This is a genomic window from Polaromonas sp. P1_A2, from assembly GCF_056406895.1.
The window spans coordinates 198,836-224,123 of record NZ_JBFTZI010000005.1 but is presented as its reverse complement, the minus strand read 5'-3'; the positions used below and the strand labels follow the sequence as shown (position 1 = coordinate 224,123).

Annotated in this window: 21 protein-coding genes; 8 read left to right on the top strand and 13 right to left on the bottom strand. The window is 65.0% G+C overall.

The window, feature by feature from the left end:
• The first annotated feature begins 54 nt into the window (after window positions 1-54).
• Window positions 55-1,131, top strand: a complete 1,077-nt coding sequence (gene mltB / locus AC1D09_RS19635; RefSeq protein WP_477664658.1) for a lytic murein transglycosylase B — start codon at window positions 55-57, stop codon at window positions 1,129-1,131.
• Between the two features lie 17 nt (window positions 1,132-1,148).
• On the opposite strand, the gene AC1D09_RS19630 is transcribed toward mltB, so the two are convergent.
• Both AC1D09_RS19630 and AC1D09_RS19625 read right to left on the bottom strand, forming a co-directional pair.
• Entirely contained in the window at window positions 1,149-2,336 is a 1,188-nt protein-coding gene (locus tag AC1D09_RS19630; protein ID WP_477664659.1) for a serine hydrolase domain-containing protein, read from the bottom strand.
• Window positions 2,337-2,344: 8 nt separating this feature from the next.
• The gene (locus tag AC1D09_RS19625) at window positions 2,345-2,743 is read right to left on the bottom strand and encodes a hypothetical protein (RefSeq protein WP_477664660.1); all 399 of its coding nucleotides are present in this window, start codon (window positions 2,741-2,743) and stop codon (window positions 2,345-2,347) included.
• 345 nt (window positions 2,744-3,088) lie between these two features.
• On the opposite strand from AC1D09_RS19625, the gene AC1D09_RS19620 reads away from it, so the two are divergent.
• A complete protein-coding gene (locus AC1D09_RS19620; protein WP_477664661.1) occupies window positions 3,089-4,156 on the top strand; it encodes a hypothetical protein in 1,068 nt (355 codons plus the stop codon).
• Between the two features lie 105 nt (window positions 4,157-4,261).
• Here the strand turns inward: AC1D09_RS19620 and AC1D09_RS19615 are convergent, their stop codons facing one another.
• The 10 genes from AC1D09_RS19615 to AC1D09_RS19570 form a co-directional block, all read right to left on the bottom strand.
• Window positions 4,262-5,233: a Bug family tripartite tricarboxylate transporter substrate binding protein gene (locus AC1D09_RS19615; RefSeq protein WP_477664662.1), complete on the bottom strand. Its 972-nt coding sequence runs from the start codon at window positions 5,231-5,233 to the stop codon at window positions 4,262-4,264.
• A gap of 160 nt (window positions 5,234-5,393) precedes the next feature.
• Window positions 5,394-5,828 carry a TIGR02594 family protein gene (locus tag AC1D09_RS19610; RefSeq protein ID WP_477664663.1) on the bottom strand — a complete coding sequence of 145 codons (435 nt, stop codon included), beginning with the start codon at window positions 5,826-5,828 and terminating at the stop codon, window positions 5,394-5,396.
• Between the two features lie 23 nt (window positions 5,829-5,851).
• Window positions 5,852-6,262 (bottom strand): hypothetical protein, encoded by a 411-nt coding sequence (locus AC1D09_RS19605; protein WP_477664664.1) that lies wholly within the window; start codon window positions 6,260-6,262, stop codon window positions 5,852-5,854.
• Window positions 6,259-6,696, bottom strand: a complete 438-nt coding sequence (locus AC1D09_RS19600; protein WP_477664665.1) for a hypothetical protein — start codon at window positions 6,694-6,696, stop codon at window positions 6,259-6,261. Before AC1D09_RS19600 ends, AC1D09_RS19605 begins: the two co-directional genes overlap by 4 nt.
• Window positions 6,697-6,766: 70 nt before the next feature.
• Complete coding sequence (locus tag AC1D09_RS19595; RefSeq protein ID WP_477664666.1) at window positions 6,767-7,327, bottom strand: hypothetical protein; 561 nt, start codon at window positions 7,325-7,327, stop codon at window positions 6,767-6,769.
• Between the two features lie 55 nt (window positions 7,328-7,382).
• Window positions 7,383-8,201: a transglutaminase family protein gene (locus AC1D09_RS19590; protein ID WP_477701185.1), complete on the bottom strand. Its 819-nt coding sequence runs from the start codon at window positions 8,199-8,201 to the stop codon at window positions 7,383-7,385.
• 40 nt (window positions 8,202-8,241) lie between these two features.
• Window positions 8,242-9,204, bottom strand: coding sequence for an alpha-E domain-containing protein (locus AC1D09_RS19585; RefSeq protein ID WP_477664668.1), 963 nt, complete (start codon window positions 9,202-9,204; stop codon window positions 8,242-8,244).
• 19 nt (window positions 9,205-9,223) lie between these two features.
• Window positions 9,224-9,385 carry an alpha-E domain-containing protein gene (locus tag AC1D09_RS19580; RefSeq protein WP_477664669.1) on the bottom strand — a complete coding sequence of 54 codons (162 nt, stop codon included), beginning with the start codon at window positions 9,383-9,385 and terminating at the stop codon, window positions 9,224-9,226.
• A 2-nt stretch (window positions 9,386-9,387) separates the two neighbouring features.
• The gene (locus AC1D09_RS19575; protein WP_477664670.1) at window positions 9,388-10,905 is read right to left on the bottom strand and encodes a circularly permuted type 2 ATP-grasp protein; all 1,518 of its coding nucleotides are present in this window, start codon (window positions 10,903-10,905) and stop codon (window positions 9,388-9,390) included.
• A gap of 90 nt (window positions 10,906-10,995) precedes the next feature.
• On the bottom strand, window positions 10,996-13,479 hold the full coding sequence (locus tag AC1D09_RS19570; protein WP_477664671.1) for a DNA internalization-related competence protein ComEC/Rec2: 2,484 nt from the start codon (window positions 13,477-13,479) through the stop codon (window positions 10,996-10,998).
• Between the two features lie 515 nt (window positions 13,480-13,994).
• On the opposite strand from AC1D09_RS19570, the gene AC1D09_RS19565 reads away from it, so the two are divergent.
• The 3 genes from AC1D09_RS19565 to AC1D09_RS19555 all read left to right on the top strand — a co-directional run bounded on the left by AC1D09_RS19565 (window position 13,995) and on the right by AC1D09_RS19555 (window position 21,465).
• Window positions 13,995-17,597: a transglutaminase family protein gene (locus AC1D09_RS19565; protein ID WP_477664370.1), complete on the top strand. Its 3,603-nt coding sequence runs from the start codon at window positions 13,995-13,997 to the stop codon at window positions 17,595-17,597.
• A gap of 151 nt (window positions 17,598-17,748) precedes the next feature.
• Window positions 17,749-20,511, top strand: a complete 2,763-nt coding sequence (locus AC1D09_RS19560) for a circularly permuted type 2 ATP-grasp protein (RefSeq protein WP_477664371.1) — start codon at window positions 17,749-17,751, stop codon at window positions 20,509-20,511.
• Between the two features lie 18 nt (window positions 20,512-20,529).
• Entirely contained in the window at window positions 20,530-21,465 is a 936-nt protein-coding gene (locus tag AC1D09_RS19555) for a transglutaminase family protein (protein ID WP_477664372.1), read from the top strand.
• Here AC1D09_RS19555 and AC1D09_RS19550 read toward each other — a convergent pair.
• Entirely contained in the window at window positions 21,452-22,387 is a 936-nt protein-coding gene (locus AC1D09_RS19550; RefSeq protein WP_477664373.1) for a LysR family transcriptional regulator, read from the bottom strand. The two genes, AC1D09_RS19555 and AC1D09_RS19550, sit on opposite strands and share 14 nt — an antisense overlap.
• Window positions 22,388-22,470: 83 nt before the next feature.
• Here AC1D09_RS19550 and AC1D09_RS19545 point away from each other — a divergent pair, with 83 nt between their 5' ends.
• The 3 genes from AC1D09_RS19545 to AC1D09_RS19535 all read left to right on the top strand — a co-directional run bounded on the left by AC1D09_RS19545 (window position 22,471) and on the right by AC1D09_RS19535 (window position 25,238).
• The gene (locus AC1D09_RS19545; protein ID WP_477664374.1) at window positions 22,471-23,658 is read left to right on the top strand and encodes a threonine synthase; all 1,188 of its coding nucleotides are present in this window, start codon (window positions 22,471-22,473) and stop codon (window positions 23,656-23,658) included.
• Window positions 23,659-23,691: 33 nt separating this feature from the next.
• The gene (locus AC1D09_RS19540; protein ID WP_477664375.1) at window positions 23,692-24,660 is read left to right on the top strand and encodes a tripartite tricarboxylate transporter substrate binding protein; all 969 of its coding nucleotides are present in this window, start codon (window positions 23,692-23,694) and stop codon (window positions 24,658-24,660) included.
• 125 nt (window positions 24,661-24,785) lie between these two features.
• Window positions 24,786-25,238, top strand: coding sequence for a RidA family protein (locus AC1D09_RS19535; RefSeq protein ID WP_477664376.1), 453 nt, complete (start codon window positions 24,786-24,788; stop codon window positions 25,236-25,238).
• Window positions 25,239-25,288 lie beyond the last annotated feature (50 nt).

Below are 25,288 nucleotides of genomic sequence, written 5' to 3'. Positions count from 1 at the left end.
ATTGGCTCCGCTGCCCCTTTCTCGTCTCTCCCACCTCACCCACCACCCCCGCTCATGCCCTTTCACCGTTCCGGATTTGCCGTTTGCCTGATTGCCGCGCTGGCCTGTTCCGCCTGGGCTGGTGACGCCAAACCCTTACGGAAAAAGGTGGCCGCGCCGGCGCAGACCCAGGGGCCGCTGTATTCGACCCGTCCCGAGGCCATGCAGTTTGCCGACGACCTGGCCGCGCGCCGCGACCTGGACCCGGACTGGGTGCGCGACGCCATAGGCCAGTCGCGCTACAACGCCACCGTCGTGCGCCTCATGCAGCCGCCCACCAAAACCTTTGTCAAGAACTGGCGCGTCTACCGCAGCCGCTTCATAGACCCGGTGCGCATAGAGGCCGGCCGGCGTTTCTGGCTGGAGAACCAGGCGGCGCTGGAGCGCGCCGAAAAGGAATATGGCGTGCCCGCCGAAATCATCGTCGGCATCATAGGCGTGGAAACCATTTACGGCCGCGACACCGGCAACTTTCGCGTGATGGACGCGCTCACCACACTGGCCTTCGACTTCCCCGCCAGCCACCCGCGCGCGAAAGAACGCAGCGAATTCTTCAAGGGCGAGATCGAGCAATTCCTGACCCTGCAGAACCGGCTGGCAGCCAACCCCTTCGACGCGCGCGGCAGTTTTGCCGGCGCCATGGGCATGCCGCAGTTCATGCCCTCGAGCTGGATCAAGTACGCCGTCGACTTCGACGGCGACGGAACGGTGGACCTCTGGAACAGCAAGGCCGACGTGATCGGCTCCGTCGCAAGTTATTTCAAGGCCTTCAACTGGCAGCCCGGCATGCCGACGCACTACCCCGTGAGCTTCGACAAAAGCCGCCTCGACATGGACGCGCTGATGGCGCCCGACATCCTGCCGACCTTCAGCGTGGCCAGCTTCACCGAAAAAGGCGCAGTGCTCGAAGGCCCGGCCCTTCAGCACCAGGGGCCGCTCGCCCTGGTCGAACTGTTGAACGGGCAGGACGCCCCGCAATACGTGGCCGGCACCGAGAACTTTTACGCTATCACGCGCTACAACTGGAGCAGCTACTACGCCATGGCCGTGATTGAGCTGGGACGGGAAGTGGCGGCGCGGGTAAGGCCGTAGGCGGAAGAACCGGCCGCCTAGCGGCAGGGCGCCCCCGCCAGCGTTCTGGCCGCCGTTAAAAAATCACCGGGCGCAACCCAGCTGACGTTCCAATTCCCCGCAACGGGGACCTGGCGCTTGTGGGCAATCACCATCTGGCGCTTGGGCACGACAAGAATGTACTGGCCATGCACGCCCCAGGCCATGTAGGCACCCTGGAGCGGGGAATCCGATGGCTCCTCGAGTACCCACCACAGGTAGCCATAGCCAAAGTGGCGCCTGGCCGTTCGGGGCGGATGCATCTCCACGGCAGGGGTCACGGCAGCAGTGGTCTCGGCAACCCAGCGCTGCGGAATGAGCGTCTGTCCGCGCCAGTTGCCTTGCTGAAGCATCAGATAGCCCAGGCGTGCCATGTCCCGGGTGGATAGAAAGAAGTGGTAGGCGGCGTGCTCCGACTTCGTGAGGTCGCCGGTGCGGCGATGGCGCTCCAGATGAAAGTCCTCAAGTTGCAAAGGGGCGGCGAGGTCATCGGCAAATGCACGGTAGATGCTCTTCCCCGTCAGCGATTCAAATGCCGTGCCGGCGGCATTGAAATCCCAGTTGTTGTAAAGAAAGTAAGCGCCGGGCACTTGCGAGCCCCGCGCCGGGGCGGACGCGAGGTCGTCGCCGCCGTTGGCGGCCGGATGGTACACACCGGAACGCGCCGTCAGCAAATGCCTGAGTCTGGCCTGCCGCTCAATGGGCAGGAGCCCACCTACATCGTCGATACCAAGATCGGCCAGGGTTTTCTCGAGATCAATCGTTCCGTCCGCCACATACTTGCCGTAAAGCATGGACAGAATGCTTTTGCGGGCCGAGAACAAAATGCTGACGAGCTCGGTCGGGCCATAGCTAAACAATACCTTCCCCTGCTGCACCGCCATCAGCGACGTTGTGTCCAGGGTCCGCAGGTAGCCGCGTGCCAGGTCGAGCTGCGTACGGCATTCGGAACTCAGGGACGAGGGGGCTATCGTCTCCCATGATTTTCCGGGGTAAACCGGAGCATCATCGGCTGGTGTTTGGGCCGCTCCCGCTGCCGACGGCATCAGCAGTGAGGCGCAGAGGAAAAGTGGGGCAAGGTGACTCAGCATTTTTTTAGGGGGGCAGACGATGACGGCGATTGAGTTGGAGAGGGAAATAGCAGCGCGAGTAAAACAATGATGCCAACAACCATCGTCGGCTTCCAAAACTCTAATCACGCGCCATCCACGGGTACACGCAACCAGTAGCACTCGCCGACACCCGCGACTTCACGAACGGCAAAACCCTTTCTTTCAAGAACACGGCGCAGCTTGAGATTCGGCACAGCGCAATGAACCGCGTGGACACGCCACTCCACGAATAAAAGGCCCTCGCGCCTCGCAAAACGGCTCGCCAGTGCCGCCAGGCTGGGCAAAGCGCCTTCGCCGCCTCCATCAACGTGCGCCAGTTCCATCAACAGCGAATCGCCCTGAACCTTGAATTTTCCGAGCATGTTGGCGCTGCCGGCCTTGAACACTATCGGTTCATCGCGAAGCACGATGGCCTGGAGCTCCTCGGTCGGCAGGTTCAGCACCTCATCGACCGTGTACCCCTCGAGCAGGACTTGTGGCATCGCAGTTCCTTGAATAATCCAGGTCGAAGTTATCCGCCGGCGTGGCAGCCTGGTTTGAGTGGCCCGTCAATTGTCATCGCAAACCCTGGATCTGAATATCGGCAACGCAAGCGGAACACCATCACCGGACTGGAGAATTCCAGCGAAAGTCTTCTTCGAGGACTGCCTCAAGCACAACGCCCAGATTCCACCCGGTCTTGCACCTGGAATTTGAGGCTGTCAAATTTTTTTGTTCTCTCTCTTCGATTTCGCGGTAATTTTTACTTGTTATGTGCGGGTCGCCTGGCTACCGTAGCTATTCAGGTGCCAAGGGCTGATAACAACACAAGATGGGGAGGGACCGCCATGCGCGTCAGGAATTTTCTATCAGGGACAAGTTTTGCCGTCATTTTTGCAAGTCTTGCAGGCTGCACCACCACGGGAGGTCTTATCACCTCGCTTGAGGACTTGACCACCGAGTCGACCGCTGAAGGGTTTTTCAAAATCCCTCAGGAAAGGGTGGCTTCGATCCCTGGGTGGCTCCCATTCGCCGACGTTGGCGGCTTGTATTTCTACAAAGCAAAAAGAAAACCTGCGGCTGCGATAGGGCTAAGCCCGGGCGACAGTTTCGAATTGGTCAGCGAAATTCCCGGCCAATGCAACGACGACTGCCTTCTAAAAATACGTGACAACATCACCGAGTTGGATATTGACGCTCAGACGCTAGTTCAAGCGCGGGTCGATCTATCCGCAAGGCAATCCAATGCTCACGCAGATGCCAAGACGGTAGAAGAAGCAAAAACCAACTACAAAAAAGCGCAAGACAACTTCAATGATTCCTATAAGAAAGTGGTTCTGGCGATCAGAAAAAATGGTGTACTTATTTATCGATGGGCCACAAATTCCAGTCAATCAGAAGAATTGAACGCGGGCAGTTTTTTGAACACTTCTTCCAAACAAGAGCAAAAGCGCAACGGCTTCGCCCTTGTTAACGGCATAAGAACCAAAACCCTTTTTATTGGCGAAGACATGAAGAAGGAGGGGTGGAAAAAACTTGACGCCAGCACACGTTTTGCCAACCGATTTTTAATCACGACTTACGTCATGCAGACAAAAAACATTCTGTATGGTTCAGTCGCGGATCTGAGTACCTTTGCCCATGCAAAAGTACAGGCTTCTTACCAGGACCTCAAGAATGCTCCCGAGCTTTTTAAGCTCACCCAAATTGAAATCGAAATGACACTGGCAAAGATATCCAATCTTTCCAATATCGGAATGATGGGAAACATGTCACGTAAAACCAACCCCGTGAAGTGGGATGAAGGGGCCGACCTGAGAAAAAGATTCGAGGAAGATACGTGGCTTACTTTTTACAGCGTTGAATCAGACTACACCGACCTGCTGGATCTTTTGAAACAAAAGCAGGCCCAGTAAAGCATTTACCCATTCAGATACGCGCTTGAGAACGCGCCCCTTCAGCAAGCTCGGCATGAACGGTAGTCGCTTGCTTGGGAAGCGACTCCACAAATCGGAACGGCCCTACTCAGGCTTGATATTCGCACTCTTGACCAGCTTGCCCCAGCGATCGGCCTCCGACTTGATCAAGGCGGCGAACTGCTCGGGTGTGCCGCCACCGAGTTCGTTGCCCTGGCCCAGCATCTGCTCCTTGATGGTCGGGTCGGCGAGTGCCTTGTTGACGGTTTCATTGAGCAGCTTAATGAGGGCCGCGGGTGTGCCGGCCGGCGCCACCAGGCCTTGCCAGTTCTGGACCTCGAAGCCCGGCACGCCGGCCTCGGCCATGGTGGGCAGATCGGGAAACAGCGGGGAACGCGTCTTGCTGGTGATGGCCAGCGCGCGCAGCTTTCCGGCGCGGATCGAGGGCGCGGCCGAATACATCTGCTCAAACATCATGTCCACCTGTCCGCCCATCAGGTCGGTCGTGGCGGGCGCGCCGCCCTTGTAGGGAATGTGGGTGATGGACAGGCCGGCCAGCGACTTGAACATCTCGCCCGACAAATGGTGCGAGCCGCCCAAACCACCCGAAGCGAAGGACAGCTTGCCGGGACTGGCCTTGGCGGCGGCGATGATGTCCTTGACGCTCTTGAACGGCGAGCTCGCGGGCACCATCAGCACCAGCGGCCCTTTCTCGATCAGGCAGACCGGCGCAAGATCCTTGGCCGGGTCGAAGTTCAGCTTCTTGAACATGGTGGGATTGACCGCCAGCGGCGCGAAATTTCCCATGCCGATGACATAGCCGTCCGGCTTGGCGTGGGCCACGGCGTCGGTGCCGATGTTGCCGCCCGCGCCCGGCTTGTTGTCCACGAGCACCGGCTGGCCCAGCGCCGTGGAGAGGAAACGGCCGATCTGGCGCGAGCGCTGGTCGGCATTGCCGCCCGCCGAATAAGGGCAGATGAAAGTGATGGGCTTGCTCGGGTATTTGTCCTGGGCCCAGGCCAGCGAGGGCAAAGCGATGGCAACCGAAGTGGCTTGCAGGAGGTGGCGGCGTTTCATGTCGGGTCCTTGTTGTGATGGGTGTCCCGCAACATTAATGCGCGTAGCTGTCAATCCGCTGGCACAGCGACCCGTGCTTTCCCCTACGCGGGTGGCCATCTGCGCCAGACATCGAAAGCAGAATGAAAGATATGGCCCAACACGGCCCTGAGGCGAAGAGTCAGGCTGTCTTTTGCGGAGGCCAGCGATAGGCCAGCACATTGGCCAACGGATAAAAATGCTCACGCACCTCATCGAGCTGGTTGCCGCCCCACAAATACACAAACTCCGTATCCGCGCGAAGAAAAAAACCGACATGGCCCTTCCAGCCGTCCGGGTCTTCGCGCGACAGCACGGCAATGCAGCCGGGCACGGGCTCATCGAGCGACTCACCCCAGTCCAGCCATGAACGCGCCAGCGCGGATCCGGTGCCGGGAATGCCGACCTGGGCCAGCGACCAGTTCACGAACGAAGAACACCACGAGGCTTTGTCGTCATAGCCGCGGATATTGGTGAGTGCGTGGTATTCGGTGACCCGGGGATTGCTCTGGCCCGGGGGGAATGTGCGAACGCCGGCTTCGGCGCGGGCGATGGGCATCCAGAGTGGTTGCGGCATGGGCATGGAAGATGGGTCAGCCGTCAGCCCACACGCGGGGCCCGGTCTTCATCGGGCTGGCTGCAAACAAACTTCACACCCGCTATGCCGCGAATGGTGGGGACGGCAATCAATGAAACCGGCGCCGCAAGCGCTGCCGCCTGGATTCCGGTCCAGGCACCGTTTTCCCAAATGGAAATCGCCTCCAGTTGGTCAAGCCCTGCGTTGTAGCTGGCGGAGCCAATCACGCCACTCCCCTCGACGCGAAGCGTAATGACCGGCTCGGTCATGGCATCTGTGACATCCGAGGTGTCCAAGACCGGGCACTGCCAGGTCTCATCTTCCACCTCGCCCTCCAGCCCGGCCTCCCAGGCCCACAACCAGATGGGATGGGCCTCAACGTCCTGCGCCGAGATATCGTCCAGCGCCTTGGGTGTTCCAACCTTGAATTTCATGAACTGCTTTCTTGCCGACTGGCCGGGGCATCAGGCGGGCTGCTTTTGGACGTGTACTTCAGGCGTGATGGGTTCCAGAAGGCGAATCGATTTCCGTTTCTGGCCATCTCCAGCGCAGGCGCTCCGCCCAGCTCTTCCATGACTTGCGACACCTCGTCCTCGTCATCCGGGTCGTCGAACTCGACGGCAAACGCCCTCTCGACCACGTCTTCGTAGTGCTTCATGGTGTTCTCCATGGCAACCTCCTCATCAACGCGGCCCGCAATGCAATGCGTATGGATGTCCTGGTCCACGGAAAAGGTCTTGATGCGCCAGGTCTCGTTGTCCGAGAACCACCACTGAACCGTGTCGAAGCGCTCATCATCGGCATCCCTCTCGATGTTGTCGATATAGGAGCTCTGAATCGAAAGCTGGAAGACAAGTAGTTTTTTCATGATGGTGTCCGACATTCGATGCAAGCGAATCGCTGCAGGCGAGGCCGCTTAAAGAAGAAAGGGTGAGGTCTTACTTTGGAAACAGGGCGTCATACCTGGCCTGGTCCCAGGCATTGGCAAGCGGGCTTGTTTTGGACACTGCTTTCGAATACCCGAATTTCTCCGCCATCGAGGCGAAGGCAAGAGGCGCGCCGTTTCGCAGGATTGCAACCGAGTTTCCGTCCGGTGACCATTTGAACGAGAACTCGCGTTCAACGGGCTTTTCTATCACCGCGGCCGGGCTGGCAAGGTCTTTCAGCAGCATCGGGGTTCCACGGGACTTCTTCGCGGCCTCCCACTCGGCACGGCTGATGGGCTGGATTCGCATGTACGCAATCGCGTCCCTCTCGGGCTGCGGAGTGCCCGGCCTGGTGAGATAAAGATAGGCAACACGCGCATCATCTTCGAACACTGCCAGGCGATTCGAGACGGGATTTCGCGACTGAAGAAAGAGTTCTTGAGCCATGGAGGGCGCGCCTGAGGCGAGAAAGAACAGTGCGATGAGCAAGCGCATGTAAGAACTGCCATCGAAGAACTGTTTGCGATTTTGCATATACGCGCTGGTGTTACGGATCTTCTGGAGCGTGAACATTTCGCTCGCCAGCATACCTGTACGGCTGTGATTTTTCGCTGAATCTCGAAGAAATTCACACCGGCTGTATCGTGATCTCCACAGTCATGGACTCTTTCCCACCGCCCTGGCGCACGCCCTTGATGGGCGGACAGGCGTTGTAGTCGGTGCCCATGGCCAGGCGCACATGGCGCTGGTCGATCAGGCAGCTGTGGGTCACGTCTATGCTGGCCCAGCGGCGCGTGGCGACGTCCAGGCAGACGTCGCACCAGGCATGGCTGGCCAGGTCGGGTTCGTTGGCGGCGTAGAAGTAGCCGCTGACATAACGCGCCGGGTAGCCCAGGCTGCGGCAGATGGCGACCATCACATGGGCCTGGTCCTGGCAGACGCCCGCGCCGGACTTGAAGGCCTCGAGCGCGGTGGTGGTCACGCTGGTGCTGTTCTTGCGGTAGCTCACCGCATCGGCCACGCCCCGGCTCAGGGCCAGCAAGGACTGCAGGCTGGCCGTGCCGTCCAGGCTTTGCGGGATAAAGCGGCGGCCGAACTCGGCGAGTTCCCAGTGCGGCTCGGCCAGGTGGGTGGCGCGCAGAAAAAAGTAGGGATGCGGCAGGGTTTCGTCATCGTTGAACTCGGCCACGCCCAAGGTTTCGACCTCGCCGGCCGCATTGACCAGGCTCCAGCGCACGTTGTCGGCCTCCTTGCCGACAAAGGTGTAGGCGCTCACGGTGTTGCCGAAAGCGTCGCGCTGGGTGAACAGCTTTTCGGGCGCGCCCAGGCTCCAGTAGTTCACGGTCTGCGCCGGGCCGGACTGCGGCGTGAGCCACAGCGTCTGCAGCGCGTAGCGCAGCGGCTCGGTGTACCGGTAGTCGGTGGTATGCCGGACGTGTAGTTTCATGGGTGGCCAATTCCCACGTACAACGCGGCGCCTGTGGTGCTCAGTGGGTGGCCGGCACAAGAAACTCGCGGCTGATGTGCGCGCCTATCTCGTTGACGCGGTCCAGGAACTGGGTCAGGAAGGCGTGCAGGCCGGTGGCGAGGATCTCGTCGATACGGGCGTACTGCAGGTCGGCGCGCAGCTTGCCGGCGCGGCGTTGCGTTTCGCTGGCCGCGTCGCTGGTCACCATGGCGAGGTTGCCCATGAGCTCGTTGAGGCAGGCGAGCAGAGAACGCGGCATGTCGGGCCGCAGGATCAGCAGCTCGGCCACGCGCTCGGGCTTGATCACGTCGCGATACACCTTGCGGTAGACCTCGAAGCCGGAGACGCTGCGCAGGATCGCGCTCCAGTGGTAGAAGTCGTACTCCTGGTCCTTCTCGCCGTCGCTGCCCAGGAAGTCGTTTTGCACCGCGTGGAATTTCACGTCCACCAGGCGGGCCGTGTTGTCGGCGCGCTCCAGGAAGGTGCCCAGGCGCAGAAAGTGGAAGGCCTCGTCCTGCAGCATGGTGCCGGCCGTGACGCCGCGCGAGAGGTGCGAGCGGAACTTGACCCATTCAAAAAACTGGCCGGGGTCGCGCTCGAAGTCGCCGTTGCGCAGCATGCGGACCACTTCGAGGTAGGTCTGGTTCTGGGTTTCCCAGACTTCGGTGGTCAGGGTGCCGCGAACGGCGCGCGCGTTCTCGCGGGCATTCTTCAGGCACGAGACGATGCTCGAGGAGTTCTGCTCGTCGCGCACCATGAAGTCCATGACTTCGCGCGGGTTGATGCTGTCGCCGTATTTGGCGGCATAGGAAGGCTTGAGCTCGCTGATGCTCAGCAGGCTTTGCCAGCCGCCCTGCACCACGGCAGCCGATTGCGGCAGCAGCGAGGTCTGGTAGTTGACGTCCAGCATCCGGGCTGTGTTTTCGGCGCGTTCGGTGTAGCGCGACATCCAGAAAAGGTGATCAGCAGTGCGAGATAACATTTTTTCTCCTTCCTAAGCCTCAAACACCGAAAGCGCTGACGCGCTTTGCGTGTTTTGGTGATGACATCACAAGCGCTTCGCGCAATTGATGAGTCATCCCCGCGAATGCCTGCGGCATGTCGCCCGCACGCTCGGTATAGCGCGACATCCAGAAAAGGTGATGGGCAGTACGAGACAACATGATTATTTCCCTCCCACTTGGACTTGGGTCTGCGACTGCAATTGAGACTGCGATTGAGACTGGAACCCCACGGGCGACGACGGCCCCTCCAGAATCCAGGTGTCCTTGGTGCCGCCGCCCTGCGAAGAGTTGACCACCAGCGAGCCGTCTTTCAGCGCCACGCGCGTGAGGCCGCCGGGCACCATCTGCACTTCCTTGCCGCTGAGCACAAAAGGCCGCAAATCGATGTGGCGCGGCGCGATGCCGCTTTCGACATAGGTCGGGCAGGTGGAAAGGCTGAGCGTGGGCTGGGCGATATAACCCGAGGGGTTGGCCAGCAAGGCGGCGCGGAACTCCTCGATCTCGGCCTTGGTGGCGGCCGGGCCGACCAGCATGCCGTAGCCGCCCGCGCCGTGCACTTCCTTGACGACCAGGTCCTTGAGGTTGGCCAGGGTGTACTGCAGGTCCTCGTTGTTGCGGCACATATAGGTGGGCACGTTCTTGAGGATGGGTTTTTCGCCGAGGTAGAACTCGATCATCTTGGGCACATAGGGGTAGATGGACTTGTCGTCGGCCACGCCCGTGCCTATGGCATTGCACAGCGAGACATTGCCGCTGCGGTAGACATTGAGCAGGCCCGCGCAGCCCAGCGTGGAATTGGGGCGGAAGGCCAGCGGGTCCAGGAAGTCGTCGTCGACGCGGCGGTAGATCACGTCGACGCGGCGCGGGCCGCGCGTGGTGCGCATGTAGACGAAGTTGTCCTTCACGAACAAGTCCTGGCCCTCGACCAGTTCCACGCCCATCTGCTGCGCGAGGAAGGCATGCTCGAAGTAGGCCGAGTTGTACATGCCGGGCGTGAGCACCACCACCGTGGGCTCGGCCGTGGCCGGCGGCGCCATGGCGCGCAGGGTTTCCAGCAGCAAATCGGGGTAGTGCGCGACCGGCGCGACGCGGTTTTCGCTGAAGAGCTCGGGGAACAGCCGCATCATCATCTTGCGGTCTTCCAGCATATAACTCACGCCGCTGGGCACGCGCAGGTTGTCTTCGAGCACGTAGTACTCACCCTCGCCCTGGGCATTGGGCGCGCGCACGATGTCGATGCCGCTGATGTGCGAATAGATGTTGCCGGGAACGTCCACGCCCATCATCTCGGGACGGAACTGCGCGTTCTGGAAAATCTGCTCCGACGGGATGACACCGGCCTTGATGATCTCCTGGCCGTGGTAAACGTCGTGGATGAAGCGGTTCAGCGCCGTGACACGCTGGACCAGGCCTTTTTCCATGCTGGCCCACTCGTGGGCGGGAATGATGCGGGGGATCAGGTCGAAGGGGATCAGGCGTTCGGTCCCGGCGCCGTCCTCGTCCTTGGCGCCGTAGACGGCAAAGGTGATGCCGACGCGGCGGAAAATCATCTCGGCTTCGGCGCGGCGCGCCTCCATCACGTCGGCCGGCTGTTTCGCCAGCCAGCGCTGGTAGCCCTGGTAGTGTTCACGGACGCTGGATCCCGTGGCATTCATTTCATCAAACATCGGTCGGCTCATTGGCTTGATCTCCAGCAAGTTATGCGCAGGGCACTGTTTTGACATAGCTTAGCAAGTTATGCGCCAAGGCGGCGCACACCCGCCTTATTTTTAACGTGCAGGCACATGATGCCAGTAGCGTTTGCCCTCCTCCCGCTGGCAGCGCACAGCCTCGGCATGCTGGCTGTCCCATGTCGCCGCCCCGCATGTCGCGGATTTGACAAGGCTGATGCCGCGCGCCTCGTAGCGCGCCACCACCGGCTCAGCCGGGTGGCCGAAGCGGTTGCGGTAGCCGGCCTGCGCCATGGCCAGTTGCGGCTGGACGGCGTCCAGGAAGGCCGCGCTTGAGGATGTCTTGCTGCCGTGGTGCGGCACCAGCAGAAAGTCGGCTTGGAGGCGTGTCGGATCGCCGGCGGCCAGGGCCGCTTCCTGCGGCGCTTCGATGTCGCCCACCAGCAGGGCCGTGCGGCTGCCGTTGGAGATACGCAGCACGCAGCTCATGGCATTGGGCTTGGCCACCGTGCCATAGGCCGCGGCAGGCGGGTGCAGCAGCTCGAACTGCACGCCGTCCCATTCCCAATGCTGGCCGGCCGTGCAGCGTTCGGCCTTGCGCAAGGCCTGCAGCGGATGCGTGTCCTCAATCGAGCTGAGCAGCCGCGCCCCAGGCTGCATGGCCAGCACCGCGGCCGCCCCGCCTATGTGGTCTATGTCGCGGTGGCTGACCATCAGGACATCCACCCGCTCGCCCAGCGCGCGCAGCAGCGGCACCAGCACACGGTGGCCGGCATCGCTTTCGCGCGAAAAACGCGGCCCCGCGTCGTAGAGCAGGCTGTGGCCCGCGGTGCGCACCAGTACTGCATTGCCCTGGCCGATGTCGGCCGCCAGCAGCTCAAACTGCCCGGGCGCGACCCGCGGGGGCTGCCACAGCAACACAGGCAGCACCAGCGGAACGCCCAGCAAGCGCCAGTGCCAGGGCAGTCGCGTGGCCAGCAAGCCGCCGCCCGCCACACCAGCGACGGCGCACCACAGCGGCGCCGCGGCCACGCTGACCGAAGCCAGCGGCCAGCTCGCCAGCCATTGCAGGAACAGCGCGAGCAGGCTGACGCAGCCGGCGGTCGCGGCCCAGGCCGGCGCCCACAGCACGCCCAGCAAGGCCAGCGGCGTGATCAGCAGGGTCACGGCGGGAATGGCCACGGCATTGGCCAGCAGGCCGACCAGCGAGACCTGGTTGAACAGCAGCAGCGACAGGGGCGTGAGCGCCAGCGTCACCACCCATTGCTCGCGCACGGCGCGGGCCAGGCCGGCCAGCCAGCGCGGCCCATGCCGCCGCCATCCGCCTGGCGAAACCGGCTCTTGAATGCCATGGTCAGGACGCACACCGGAATCCGTCGCGAACAACACACCGACCGCCACAAAAGACAGCCAGAAACCGGCCTGCATCAGGGCCCAGGGATCCACGGCCACCACCACGGCCATGGCCAGCAGCCAGGTCTGTGCCCAGGGCCATTGCCGGCCGCCCTGGCGCAGCAGGATCACGGTGGCCAGCATCAGGAGGGTGCGCTGCGCGGGCACACCCCAGCCTGAAAACAGCGCATACAGGGCGGCCAGCAGCAGGCCGCCCAGCGCGCCGGCACCGGCGGCCGGCAGCGCCAGGCACAGCCTGGGCGTGAGAAGCGCAGAGCGGCGCCAGAGGCCACCGACCAGCAGCGAGGCGGCCCAGGCAAACATGGTGATGTGCAGGCCGGAAATGCTCATCAGGTGGGCCACCCCCGTGGCGCGGAACACATCCCAGTCGGCGCGTTCTATGGCGTTCTGGTCACCCACCACCAGCGCGGCCATGATGCCGGCCCACTGGCGGTTCTCCACACGCACGAAAATTTTCTCGCGCACCGCCTGCCGGGCTTGCTCGATGGGGTGTTGCCAGCTGCCGGAGAGCTTTGCTGGCGGTGCGTCATGCGCGCCGGCACGCACATAACCGGTGGCCTGTATGCCCTGCTCCCACAGCCACAGCTCGTAATCAAAGCCATGCGGGTTGCTGTTGCCGTGCGGCGCCTTGAGCCGCACCGTCATGCGCCAGCGCTCGCCGGCGCGCAAGGGCTGCGGCTGGCGCTGCAGGGCCAGTGCCGCTTCAAAGGGGTCCGCATCCTGCGCCAGGAGGCGAGGCTCACGCCCGGCAAAGCCCGAATACCAGCCCAGCAGGATTTGTGGCGGCAGGCTGACCTTGCGGCCGTCCAGGCGCGCGGATTCCACATCGAGGCGAAACCGCAAGCCGTCCTCACCGGGCTGCGGCATGGCCGGCACGCTGCCTGCGACCTCGATGTCGCGGCCTTCCAGGGCCGGGTCCAGCGCGATGGACTGGAAAATACAGGCCCGCCAGCCGGTAGAAGCAAAACCCAGCAGCGCAGCCAGGCCCAATACCCGCAGGGCCCTGCTCCAGGATGGTTTGGCTTGACGGCGAGCCAGGCGCCCTGACAAGGCCGCCACGCAGGCCAGCCCGGCACACAGGGCATAGCCTTGCAGCGGCCATAACACGGGCTGCTGCAATTGCAGGGCCACGCCGGCGATAAAACCGGCCAGGGCGAGCCCTGGGCTCATGGCGCATGCCATGACACGATGATGAATACAGCTGGCCCCAAAGCCGCCTCCCCTGTTTTTTTGCTTTTTTAGAACTTGTTTAACGGGAGGGCGATGCAGCAAGCCGACAGCCCGCCATGCAAACTCCGCATGGCGCAGCTCTTGCTTTCAGAAATACCGCCAAATCCGGGTAAGCTGTTGAGAACCTGTTCACGGCCTAAACGGAGCCGCGTTGGGGTGCAATCGGGATGAGTGGGCCGACCGGGACCGCCGCATGGGCTAATGCCCATGCAAGGGCCTGGGTGGCTCAATCGCCCGATTTCACCCCAACCCGGAGGGCAAGCGCCTTCTCGGGCGGTCTGCGGCGTTGCGGCGCTAGCCCATAGCTATGCTATGGGCGTCGCACCGCGCCTTGCATCCCATCCCGATAAGGTGCTTGCGCGGCCCCGTTTAGGCCGTGAACAGGTTCTTAGTGTTTTCAAGACCGCATGATGTGGCGGTCCCCGCGCCCAGTTATTTTTTTAAGCGAGGTTGCCTTGTCCATCCACGTTGCCCTGAGCCACATCACCCATTACAAGTACGACCGCCTGGTGCGGCTGGGCCCCCAGGTGGTCCGCCTGCGGCCCGCGCCGCACAGCCGCACCCAGGTGCTGTCCTATTCCCTCAAGGTCGAGCCCGCCGGGCATTTCATCAACTGGCAGCAGGACCCTTTCGCCAACTACCAGGCCCGGCTGGTGTTTCCCGAGCCGACGCGCGAGTTCAAGGTCACGGTGGACCTGATCGTGGAAATGGCGGTGTTCAACCCCTTTGACTTCTTCCTGGAGCCGGCCGCCGAGGAGTTCCCCTTCAGCTACAACGCGCTGCAGGCCCGGGAACTGGCGCCCTACCTGGCCACCCAGCCGGCCACGCCGCTGTTCAAGCGCTACCTCGAGAAAATCGACCGCACGCCCAAACGCACCATTGACTTCCTGGTGGGCCTGAACCAGAGCCTGCAGTCGGACATCAAATATTCGATCCGCATGGAGCCCGGCGTACAGACGCCCGAGGAGACCCTGCGCCTGGCCTGCGGCTCCTGCCGCGACACCGGTTGGCTGCTGGTGCAGCTGCTGCGCCACATGGGCCTGGCCGCGCGCTTCGTCTCGGGCTATTTGATACAGCTCAAGGCCGACGTCAAGTCCATAGACGGCCCCAGCGGCGCCGAAGCCGATTTCACCGACCTGCACGCCTGGTGCGAGGTGTTCTTGCCGGGCGCTGGCTGGGTGGGCCTGGACCCGACCTCGGGCCTGATGGCCGGCGAAGGCCATATCCCGCTGGCCTGCACGCCCGAGCCCTCGAGCGCCGCGCCCGTCGAGGGCGGCGTCGACAAATCCGAAGTCGAGTTCGAGCACCACATGGCGGTGCAGCGCATCTACGAATCGCCGCGCGTGACCAAGCCCTATACCGAAGAGCAATGGCAGGAGGTGCTGGCGCTGGGCGAGAAAGTCGACCAGGACCTGGCGGCCGGAGACGTGCGCCTGACCATGGGCGGCGAGCCCACCTTTGTGGCCACCACCGACCGCGACGCGGCCGAATGGAATATCGCCGCGCTGGGCCCGACCAAACGCGGCTATGCGACCGAGCTCGTGCAAAAACTGCGCGCCGAATACGGCGAAGGCGGTTTCCTGCACTTCGGCCAGGGCAAGTGGTACCCGGGCGAGCAGCTGCCGCGCTGGGCGCTGAGCATTTTCTGGCGCAAGGACGGCCAGCCGATCTGGCAGAACCCGGCCCTGTTCGCCGACGAGCGCCAGCCCTGCAACTACACCAGCGCCGACGCGCAGCGTTTTGTGCAGACCCTGGCGGGCAAGCTGGGCCTGGCCACGACCTACATCACGCCGGGCTATGAAGACACCTGGTACTACCTCTGGCGCGAACGCCGGTTGCCGGTCAATGTCGACCCCTTTGACTCGCGGCTGGACGACGCCATGGAGCGCGAGCGCCTGCGCCGCGTCTTTATGCAGGGCCTGGATTCAGTGGTGGGCTATGTGCTGCCGCTGCAGACCAAGGAGCAGCTCCAACAAAGAAACGCCGGCGCCTCGCCCGCGCTGGCCGGCCCGAAATGGACCACGGGACCCTGGTTTTTCCGCGACGAGCGCATGTATTTGATGCCGGGCGATTCACCCATGGGCTACCGCCTGCCGCTGGATTCCGTGCCCTGGGTGTCCAAGACCGACTACCCCTACATGATCGAGTCCGACCCTTTCGCGCCGCGGCAGGACCTGCCGGATGCCTCGGCGCTGGCCGCGCGCTACAACGGCAGCTTCAGCGATGCCCGCGGTGCCACGGCGGCAAGCCCTTCCGCGGGCGGCAGCGCCAGTTCGCTGGCGCAGTACATGGCGCGCTACCTGAGCGGCAACACCGCGCTGTCGCAAGCCAGCCGCATCCTGCAGTTCCGTCCGACGGGCAACAACGGCACTGGCGGTGCGGGCGGCCAGCCGGCCGGCGCATCGCCCGAGGCGGCCGCGCCCGCCGACGACCGCGCGCCCAAACCTTTTGAGTCGGCCGCCTGGCTGACGCGCACCGCGCTGTGCGTGGAAGTGCGCGACCCGCAGCGCGCCAACGGCCCCAGGGACAAACCCAAGGCCGACCCGGACAGCCAGGCCAACAAATCGGGCCGGGGCGAAGTGGGTGCGATCTATGTCTTCATGCCGCCCATGGAGCGGCTCGAAGACTACCTGGACCTGCTGGCCGCGGTGGAAGCCACGGCCCAGGCGCTGGGCGTGAGCATCGTGCTCGAAGGTTACCCGCCGCCGCGCGACCCGCGCCTGAAAATGCTGCAGGTCACGCCCGACCCCGGCGTCATCGAGGTCAACATCCACCCGGCCTACAACTGGGGCGAGCTGGTGGAGCACACCGAGTTCCTCTACAAGATCGCGCACGAGACGCGCCTGTCGGCCGAGAAGTTCATGACCGACGGCCGCCACACCGGCACCGGTGGCGGCAACCACTTTGTGCTGGGCGGCGCCACGCCGGCCGACAGCCCCTTTCTGCGCAAGCCCGAGCTGCTGGGCAGCCTGATCGCCTACTGGCACAACCATCCCTCGCTGAGCTATTTGTTCTCGGGCATGTTCATAGGCCCGACCAGCCAGGCGCCGCGCGTGGACGAGGCCCGCAACGACCAGCTCTACGAACTCGAAATTGCCCTGCGCGAGATCGAGAACAACCGCAAGAAATACGGTGCCGACATGCCGCCCTGGCTGGTGGACCGCACCTTGCGCAACATCCTGGTCGACGTCACCGGCAACACCCACCGCAGCGAGTTCTGCATCGACAAGATGTACTCGCCCGACTCCACCACCGGCCGCCTGGGCCTGCTGGAGCTGCGCGCCTTTGAAATGCCGCCGCATGCGCGCATGAGCATCGCCCAGCAGCTGCTGCTGCGCGCGCTGGTGGCGCGCTTCTGGAACAAGCCCTACCACGGCCGCGTCACGCGCTGGGGCACCGAGCTGCACGACCGCTTCCTGCTGCCCGGCTTTGTGCGCATGGACTTCGAGGACGTGCTGACCGAGCTGCGCGAGGCCGGCTACGCCTTCGACATGGCCTGGTTCGAGCCGCATTTCGAGTTCCGCTTCCCCCTCATCGGCCAGGTCAAATCCAACAGCATCGAGCTGACGCTGCGCAGCGCGCTGGAGCCCTGGCATGTGATGGGCGAGGAAGGCTCGGCCGGCGGCACGGTGCGTTATGTCGACTCCTCGCTGGAGCGCATCGAAGTGCACGTCACGGGCCTGAACGACAACCGCTACGTCATCACCGTCAACGGCCGGGCCCTGCCGCTGCAAAGCACGGGCCGCGTCGGCGAATATGTGGCCGGCGTGCGCTACAAGGCCTGGAACCCGCCTTCGGCGCTGCACCCGTCCATAGGCGTGCATGCGCCGCTGACCTTCGACATCGTCGACACCTGGATGGAGCGCTCGCTGGGCGGCTGCCAATACCATGTGGCGCACCCGGGCGGGCGCAATTACGACACGCTGCCGGTCAATTCGTACGAGGCCGAAAGCCGCCGCCTCACGCGCTTTTTCCGCATGGGCCACACGCCCGGCAAGATGCGCGTGGCGCCGGCGCTGCCCAGCCGGGAGTTTCCGTTCACGCTGGACCTGCGCTGAGGGCGGCTGGGGGGCGCCTTCCCCGGCGCCCATCAGCCTGTCTTATGGCTGCAACAATTGCATGCGCAAGCGGCATAAATCGTCCATTTGGCGGGAAAGCCGCCCCTGATTGAGGCTTTGCGCCTGCGGGCCGCAGGCATACTTGCAGCACGTGGAAAATAACACCCAGTCCCTTTTTGCCGCCCAGGCGCTTGAATCTCCCTGCGCCCTGGCCGCCGCGCTGGCGCCGCATGCGGCAGCCGGCCATTTCGACGAGTTGCGGGGCCGTGTCTCCGAAGGCCCCGCGCCCGCGGAAACGGCCGCGCCCGCCCAGCCCGCGCTGCGCGCGGCCGGTGCCCCCGAAACCGCCGCGCCCCCGCCCGAAGCCGCCGCCACCGACGACAGCCTGTCGCCCGACTGGACGCGCTTTTTCAACTTCCTGGGCGCCGACGGGTTTTACGACCTGAACCACCGCACCGCCAACCTGCGCCGCCAGATCCGCGACAACGGCGTGACCTACAACGTCTACGCCGACGCCAACGGCCCGCAGCGTCCCTGGGCGCTGGACCTCTTCCCCATGATGGTGTCGGCCAGCGACTGGGCACAGATCGAGGCCGGCATCCAGCAGCGCGCCCGCCTGCTGGACCGGGTCATGGCCGACATCTACGGCCCGCAGGAGCTGCTCTCCAAAGGCCTCTTGCCCAGCGCGCTGGTGCATGCCCACCCGGGCTACCTGCGCGGCATGCAGGGCGTGCAGCCGGCCGGAGGCACCTATCTGCACATCGCCGCCTTCGACATCGCCCACGGCCCCGACGGCCGCTGGTCGGTGGTGTCGCAGCGCACGCAGGCACCCTCGGGCCTAGGCTACCTGCTGGAAAACCGCCTGACCATCTCGCTGCTGTTTCCCGAAGCCTTCCGCGAGATGAAGGTCGAGCGCCTGGCCGCCTCCTACAAGGCGCTGGTGGACGGCCTCAAGGCCATGAGCCCGGCCGACGGCAACGAGGAAAGCCGCGTGGTGCTGCTGACCCCGGGGCCTTACAACGAAACCTATTTTGAACACGCCTACCTCGCGCGCTTCCTGGGCCTGACCCTGGTCGAGGGCAGCGACTTGCTGGTACGCGACGACAAGCTCTACCTCAAGACCCTGCGCGGCCTGGAGCCGGTGCATGGCCTGCTCAAGCGCCTGGACGACGAATTCCTGGACCCGCTGGAGCTGCGCTCGGACTCCACGCTGGGCGTGCCCGGCTTGCTGCAGGTGATACGCGCGGGCAATGTGCTGGTGGTCAACACGCCGGGCTCGGCCTTCCTTGAATCGAGCGCGCTGCTGGGCTTTTTGCCCGCGCTGTCGGAACACCTGCTGGGCGAAACCCTGGCCCTGCCCTCGCTGGCGACCTGGTGGTGTGGCGAGCAGGCGGTGCTGCAGGATGTGCTGGGCCAGCTCAAGAACTGCGTGATCAAGCCAACCTACCCGGGCTCGGGCATGGAGTCGGTGATAGGCCACACGCTGTCGCGCCGCGCGCTCGACGAATGGGCCGGCCGCATCGTGCGCCGCGGCGAGGACTACACGGTGCAGGCCTATTTGCCGCTGCCGCAGACGCCAACCTGGCAGGGCGAGCGGATTTCCCCGCGCTCGGCCATGCTGCGCGTGTTTGCCGTGGCCGACGGCAAGGGCTCCTGGCAGGTGCTGCCCGGCGGACTGGCGCGGCTGGCCGGCAAGAACGAGAACATGTCCTCCATGCAGCACGGCGGCAGCAGCGCCGACGTCTGGGTGCTGGGCGATGCGTCGGCGGCCAAGGCGGCAGCCCCGCGTGCCGAACAGCCCTCGCCCGCCTGGGCCACCGCCCCGCTGCGGCACCGCCCGCCGGTCACCAGCCGCGCGGCCGAAAACCTTTTCTGGTTGGGCCGCTACACCGAGCGCGCCGAAAACTCGACGCGCCTGGCGCAGATCACCTTGCAATGCCTGGGCGGCGAAGACCAGAGCTCGCAGCCCTTGCTGGCCTGGCTGAGCAGCATGGCGGTTGGCAATGCGCTGGTGCTGGACACCGTGCCGCCGGCCACGCACGCGCGCCGCGTGTTTGAACGCGCGCTGATCGCCAACCTGGCCGACACCGAGCAGGCCGCCAGCGTGGGCTTTAACCTGCGCGCGCTCAAGAGCGCGGCCTCGGCCGTGCGCGAACGCCTGTCGCAGGAACAGTGGCACATGATCGTGCGCACCGAAGCCGATTTTTTCCAGCGCTGCGCGGTGTTCAGCAGCGTGGGCCAAAGCCAGTCGCAAAGCCAGGGCGGGCAAGGCCAGAGCCAGTATCTGCTTGAATACTCCTCCGTCGAGGCGCTGCGCGCGCTCGAATCGGCCAGCGGCTTCCTCTCGGCCATGACGGGCGCGCAAACCGACCGCATGACCCGCGACGACGGCTGGCGCCTGCTCAGCGTGGGCCGTCTCATCGAGCGGCTCAACACCCTGGCCGGCGCGCTGGCGCGCGGTTTTGAAACCGGCTCGGTCTTCGAGGAAGGCGGCTTCAACGCCATGGTGGCACTGTTCGACAGCACCATCACCTTTCACGCGCAATACCAGCAGCGCCGCGACATCCCGGCCCTGCTCGATCTGCTGGTGCTGGACCGCGACAACCCGCGCTCCCTGGGCTGGGTGGTGCAGACCTTGCGCGGGCGCCTGGCCAAGCTGGCCGGCAGCGCGCCGGGCGATATGCCCGAACTCGCGATGGAGCTGCCCGACCCCGGCAGCTGGGCGCTGGCCGATTTGTGCGCGGGCATGCAAGCCGATGACGGTGATGAAGGCGATGAAGATTGCCGGCAGCACGACGGCCGCCTGGTGCAGATGCTGGAGCAATGCTGCGACGCCGCGCTGGACCTGTCGGACACCCTGAGCCGCCGCTACTTCAGCCACGCGGCCTCCGGCAGCCAGAGCCTGGGCGCTTGAACACCGGACGCGGAACCCATGCTGCTGCACGTCGTCCATGAAACCCGCTACCGCTATGCGCCGGCGGTGGAAAACGCCCACCATGTGGTGCACCTCAAACCAGCCAGCCGCAACGGCCAGAGCCTGCTGAGCTACGCGCTGCGCGTCGACCCGGCGCCCGTGCAATTGCGCGAAACCGTGGATGTCTACGGCAACACACGCAGCTATTTTTCGCTGCAGGCCGCGCATGAAAGCCTGACCGTGGTGGCCGACAGCGTGGTCGCCACCACGGCCCTCAACCCGCTGCAGTCCGAAAGCGCCCTGTCCGCCGGCGCCGCGGTGTCGCAGCCCTGGGAGCAGGTGCGCGAGCAGTTCCGCTACCGCGCCGGCTCGGCCTATGACAGCGCCTCCGAATTCCTGTTCGCCTCGCCCTATGTGCCGCGCGACGAGGCCTTCGCCGAGTTCGCGCGACCCAGCTTCCTGCCCGGCCGGCCGCTGCCCGAGGCGGCGCGCGACCTGATGGAACGCATCCACGACACCATGACCTACGAGAGCGAAAGCACGGAGGTCAACACGCCGGCGCTCGAGGCGCTCAGGCAGGGCAAAGGCGTGTGCCAGGACTTCGCCCACATCATGGTGGCCTGCTGCCGCGCCATGGGCCTGCCGGCGCGTTATGTGAGCGGCTACCTGCTGACCAGCCCGCCGCCAGGCCAGCCGCGCCTGGTCGGCAGCGACGCCTCGCATGCCTGGGCCTCGGTCTACTGCCCGGGCCTGGGCACCTGGCTGGACTTCGATCCCACCAACAACCGCGCGCCGGGCGAAGACTATGTCACGCTGGCCACGGGGCGCGACTTCCTCGATGTCTCGCCCATGCGCGGCGTGATACGCGGCGGGGCGCAGCACATCCTCGACGTGGCGGTGACGGTGGAGCCCCTGGCCGAGACCGAGGCCCGGTCCCTGGCTACCGCGAACTGAGCGACTCTCCCAGCAGCGAACCCTCGGGCAGGCTGCCCACCAGGCGGCGCCTGCACAGGCCCACAAATTCCTGCGCCGCGCCCGACTGCGCCTGCTTGGGCTTGAAGGCCAGCAAGGCGCGGAACCATACCTCGGCCGCCAGCGGCACGCTGCGCAGGCCCAGCGCCAGGTATTCGCGCGCCACCAGCGGATTCGTCACGGCCAGCCCGGCGCCGGCCAGCACCAGCGCGCATTGCGTCGCGCTGTAAGGGGTTTCGATCACAAAACGCGGCTGCACGCCGGCCTGCGCGAGTGCCGCTTCCAGGCGCCGCTGCGCCGGATCGGACGCCGACAGGCCCACCAGCGGCACCTCCTGCAAATCCTGCGGCTGCAGCACCTGCCTGCGTGCCAGCGGATGGGCGGCCGGCATGATGCAGACCGCGGGTGCCTGGTAGAACAGCGAGGACACCAGGCCGCTGGTGTCGGCCTCGTCGCCCAGGAAAGCCAGGTCCACCGCCCCCTGGAACAAGGCCTCGCGCAGCACCTTGGAGCTGTCGACCAAAAGCAGGCAGCGCGTGCGCGGGTAGCTGCGCTGGAACTCGGCCAGGGCCCAGGGCATGACGCTGGCGGCCATGGCATGCAGCGAGCCGATGCGCAGCACCGTGTCTTCGTGCGACTGCAGGGCCACGATTTTTCGCTGCACGGCCTCCAGGCCTTCGTAGACCCGCTCGACCTCTTCCATCAGCGCATGGGCTTCGGGCGTGGGCGTGAGCTTGCCCTTGGGCCGGTCAAACAGCTTGAGGCCGGCACGCGCTTCGAGCTGCTGCAACAGCTGCGTGACCGCCGGCTGGCTCACATGCAGGGCCGCGGCCGCGCGGTTGGCCGTGCCCAGCCGCATGACCATGCGGAACACCTCGATCTGGCGCGCGCTTGCTTCGGCCATGGCCATCTCCTTATAAGTTTCACTTATTCTAAATTGCCAACAAAGCCTGCACGGCAAGCCCCGGCCTTCCTACCATTGGCCGCATGAATTCCCTTGTTTCCGAAGCCCCTGCAGCATCCCTCGCCGTGGCCCGCAACCCGCGGCTGTCCGGGCTACGCTGCATCCACTGCGCCCGCGAATACCCCCTCCAGGACCTGCCGGCCGGCTGCCCGCACTGCGCGGCGGCCGGCGCACCCGCGAGCCTGGAGGCGGTGTATGCCGAACTGCCCAAAACCCTCAAAACCGCCAGCACAGGTTATAAGTGGGGCGCCTGGCTGCCCTACACCCAGGGCATATCCCTGGGCGAAGGCGGCACGCCCTGCCTGGACTTGCCGCGCCTGGCGCGCGCCTTGGGCTTGCGCCAGCTTTCGGCCAAGCACGAGGGCATGAACCCCACAGGCTCGCACAAGGACCGCATGTCGGCCCAGGCCGTCAGCCGGGCGCTGGACGTGGGCGCACAAACCGTGGTGCTGGCCTCCAGCGGCAACGCGGCGGTGTCGGCGGCGGCCTATTGCGCGGCCGCGGGCCTGGCCTGCGAGGTCGCCACCTACCACGACATGCCGGAACCTTTCGCGCGCGCGCTGCACCGCCTGGGTGCCAGACGCCTCACCTTTGACCGCGGCTTCGGCCGCTGGGAATACCTGCGCCGTCGTGTCGAGCAGGACGGCGCGTTTGCGCTGACCAATTACAGTGTGCCCGCTGTCGGCAGCCCGGCTTTTGGCGTCGAAGGCTACCGCGCGGTGGCGCTCGAATGTGTGGCCGACGGTTGCATCCCCGACCATGTGCTGGTGCCCACCGCGCGCGGCGATTTGCTCTGGGGTGTTTACAGCGGCTTGCGCGACCTGCTGCAAGCCGGGCTGATCGCGCGCATGCCGCGCCTCTGGGCGGTCGAGCCCTTTCCCCGCCTGGCCCGCGCACTGGGCGGCGAGCCGCTGCAGGCCGACTTCGCCGGCCGGACCGCGCAGTTTTCCACCGGCGGCAGCACCGTCACGCTGCAGCAGGCGCTGGCCGTGCAGCGCTCGGGCGGCGGCGCGGTGGTGGTGGACGATGCCGGCGCCGCCGAAGGCAGCGCCCGGCTGGCCGCGCAAGGCCTGTGGGTGGAGCTGTGCGCGGGCGCCTGCCTCAGCGCGCTCGCGCAGCTGCGCGCGCGCGGCGAGGTCGCGCCTTCGGAGCATGCCCTGCTGCTGCTGACCGCCAAGGGCGACCGCGACACCTTTGACACTTTTTCCTGACTCCCTGAACCGATACCTGTAAAGGATTTCCCCATGAAGACCCGATTGCTTATCGCCCTGCTCCTGGCCGGCGCCACCTTGATCAGCACCGCCGCCCAGGCGGCCTACCCCGACAAACCGCTGCGCCTCATCGTGCCCTGGGCGCCCGGCGGCAGCACCGATGCGATTGCGCGCGCCGTCGCGCAGCGCATGGGCGAGACCATGGGCCAGAGCGTGGTGGTGGACAACCGCTCCGGCGCCTCGGGCCGCATAGGCACCGAGGCCGCGGCCAAAGCCGCGCCCGACGGCTACACCTTCGCCATCGTCGAGTTGCCGCATGCGATCGCGCCGGCCGTGTTCAACAAAATGCCTTATGACCTGCTGCGCGACTTCACGCCGATCTCCATGGTCGGCACCTCGCCGCTGATGCTGTTTGCCAGCGGCGGGCCCTACAAGAACGGCGACATCAAGGGTTTCCTCAAGCACTACCGCGCCAGCAAGGTGCCGCTGGCCCTGGCCAACAGCGGCAACGGCTCCATCAGCCATCTTTCGAGCGAGCTGTTCGCCACGGCTGCCGGCATCAAGGTCAACGCGATCCCCTACCGCGGCTCGGCGCCGGCGCTCACCGACGTCGCGGCCGGCCAGGTGGACGCCCATTTCGCGACGCTGGCCAGCGCCAGCGCGCTGCTGGGCGCGGGAAAAATCTCGGCCCTGATGGTGACCGGCAACACGCGCGTGGCCTCGCTGCCCGAGGTGCCCACCGCGCGCGAAGCCGGCATGGACGGCATGCAGTTCAACCAGTGGTGGGCCCTGGTGGCGCCGGCCACCACGCCCATCGACATCGTCGAGCGGCTGCGCAGCGAAGCCGTCGCGGCGCTGGCCCACCCGTCGACACGCGAGCGGCTCACCACGCTGGGCATAGACCTCAAGGGCTCTAGCCGCGACGAGCTGCGCGCCTTTATGCGCAGCGAAGTGGACCGCTGGGGCAGCGTGGTGCGCAAGGCCGGCATCAAACCCGAATAAGCGGGTGCGCCGGCCGGGGCTGCATCACTTCCTTTCATGGCGCCACAGGCCGGTGCATGGACGGGCCCGCCCTACAATTCCCCGAAACACCCGCCCCGGGAACTGTCATCAACCAAGGGAACACCATGAGCGCCTACGACAAGCTGAAAGCACTGAACATCACCCTGCCCCCCGTGGCAATCCCCGTCGCCGCCTACCTGCCTTTTGTGCGCACCGGCAACCTGGTCTTCCTGAGCGGCCATATCGCCAAGAAGGACGGCAAGCCCCTAGTCGGCCAGCTGGGCAAGAACATGACAACCGAAGAAGGCAAGGCCGCCGCGCGCTCGGTCGCCATCGACCTGATGGGCACGCTGGAAGCCGCCGTCGGCCTGGGCAAGGTCAAGCGCATCGTCAAGCTCATGAGCCTGGTCAACTCGACCGGCGACTACACCGAGCAGCACCTGGTGACCAACGGCGCCAGTGAACTGTTCGGCGAGATCTTCGGCGATGCGGGCAAGCATGCGCGCAGCGCGTTTGGTGTGTCGCAAGTCCCCATGGGCGCTTGTGTCGAGATCGACCTGGTCGCGGAAGTCGAATAATCCCCCGCCGCCGCGAGCACCCGCAATCACTGTGGGGCCGGCAAAGCGGC

Excerpts from the sequence above, each read along its gene's own strand:
- mltB (WP_477664658.1), top strand. The coding sequence starts at position 55 with ATGCCCTTTCACCGTTCCGGATTTGCCGTTTGCCTGATTGCCGCGCTG.
- AC1D09_RS19625 (WP_477664660.1), bottom strand. The coding sequence starts at position 2,743 with ATGCCACAAGTCCTGCTCGAGGGGTACACGGTCGATGAGGTGCTGAAC.
- AC1D09_RS19620 (WP_477664661.1), top strand. The coding sequence starts at position 3,089 with ATGCGCGTCAGGAATTTTCTATCAGGGACAAGTTTTGCCGTCATTTTT.
- AC1D09_RS19615 (WP_477664662.1), bottom strand. The coding sequence starts at position 5,233 with ATGAAACGCCGCCACCTCCTGCAAGCCACTTCGGTTGCCATCGCTTTG.
- AC1D09_RS19610 (WP_477664663.1), bottom strand. The coding sequence starts at position 5,828 with ATGCCGCAACCACTCTGGATGCCCATCGCCCGCGCCGAAGCCGGCGTT.
- AC1D09_RS19605 (WP_477664664.1), bottom strand. The coding sequence starts at position 6,262 with ATGAAATTCAAGGTTGGAACACCCAAGGCGCTGGACGATATCTCGGCG.
- AC1D09_RS19600 (WP_477664665.1), bottom strand. The coding sequence starts at position 6,696 with ATGAAAAAACTACTTGTCTTCCAGCTTTCGATTCAGAGCTCCTATATC.
- AC1D09_RS19595 (WP_477664666.1), bottom strand. The coding sequence starts at position 7,327 with ATGTTCACGCTCCAGAAGATCCGTAACACCAGCGCGTATATGCAAAAT.
- AC1D09_RS19590 (WP_477701185.1), bottom strand. The coding sequence starts at position 8,201 with ATGAAACTACACGTCCGGCATACCACCGACTACCGGTACACCGAGCCG.
- AC1D09_RS19585 (WP_477664668.1), bottom strand. The coding sequence starts at position 9,204 with ATGTTATCTCGCACTGCTGATCACCTTTTCTGGATGTCGCGCTACACC.
- AC1D09_RS19580 (WP_477664669.1), bottom strand. The coding sequence starts at position 9,385 with ATGTTGTCTCGTACTGCCCATCACCTTTTCTGGATGTCGCGCTATACC.
- AC1D09_RS19575 (WP_477664670.1), bottom strand. The coding sequence starts at position 10,905 with ATGAGCCGACCGATGTTTGATGAAATGAATGCCACGGGATCCAGCGTC.
- AC1D09_RS19570 (WP_477664671.1), bottom strand. The coding sequence starts at position 13,479 with ATGAGCCCAGGGCTCGCCCTGGCCGGTTTTATCGCCGGCGTGGCCCTG.
- AC1D09_RS19555 (WP_477664372.1), top strand. The coding sequence starts at position 20,530 with ATGCTGCTGCACGTCGTCCATGAAACCCGCTACCGCTATGCGCCGGCG.
- AC1D09_RS19550 (WP_477664373.1), bottom strand. The coding sequence starts at position 22,387 with ATGGCCGAAGCAAGCGCGCGCCAGATCGAGGTGTTCCGCATGGTCATG.
- AC1D09_RS19545 (WP_477664374.1), top strand. The coding sequence starts at position 22,471 with ATGAATTCCCTTGTTTCCGAAGCCCCTGCAGCATCCCTCGCCGTGGCC.
- AC1D09_RS19540 (WP_477664375.1), top strand. The coding sequence starts at position 23,692 with ATGAAGACCCGATTGCTTATCGCCCTGCTCCTGGCCGGCGCCACCTTG.
- AC1D09_RS19535 (WP_477664376.1), top strand. The coding sequence starts at position 24,786 with ATGAGCGCCTACGACAAGCTGAAAGCACTGAACATCACCCTGCCCCCC.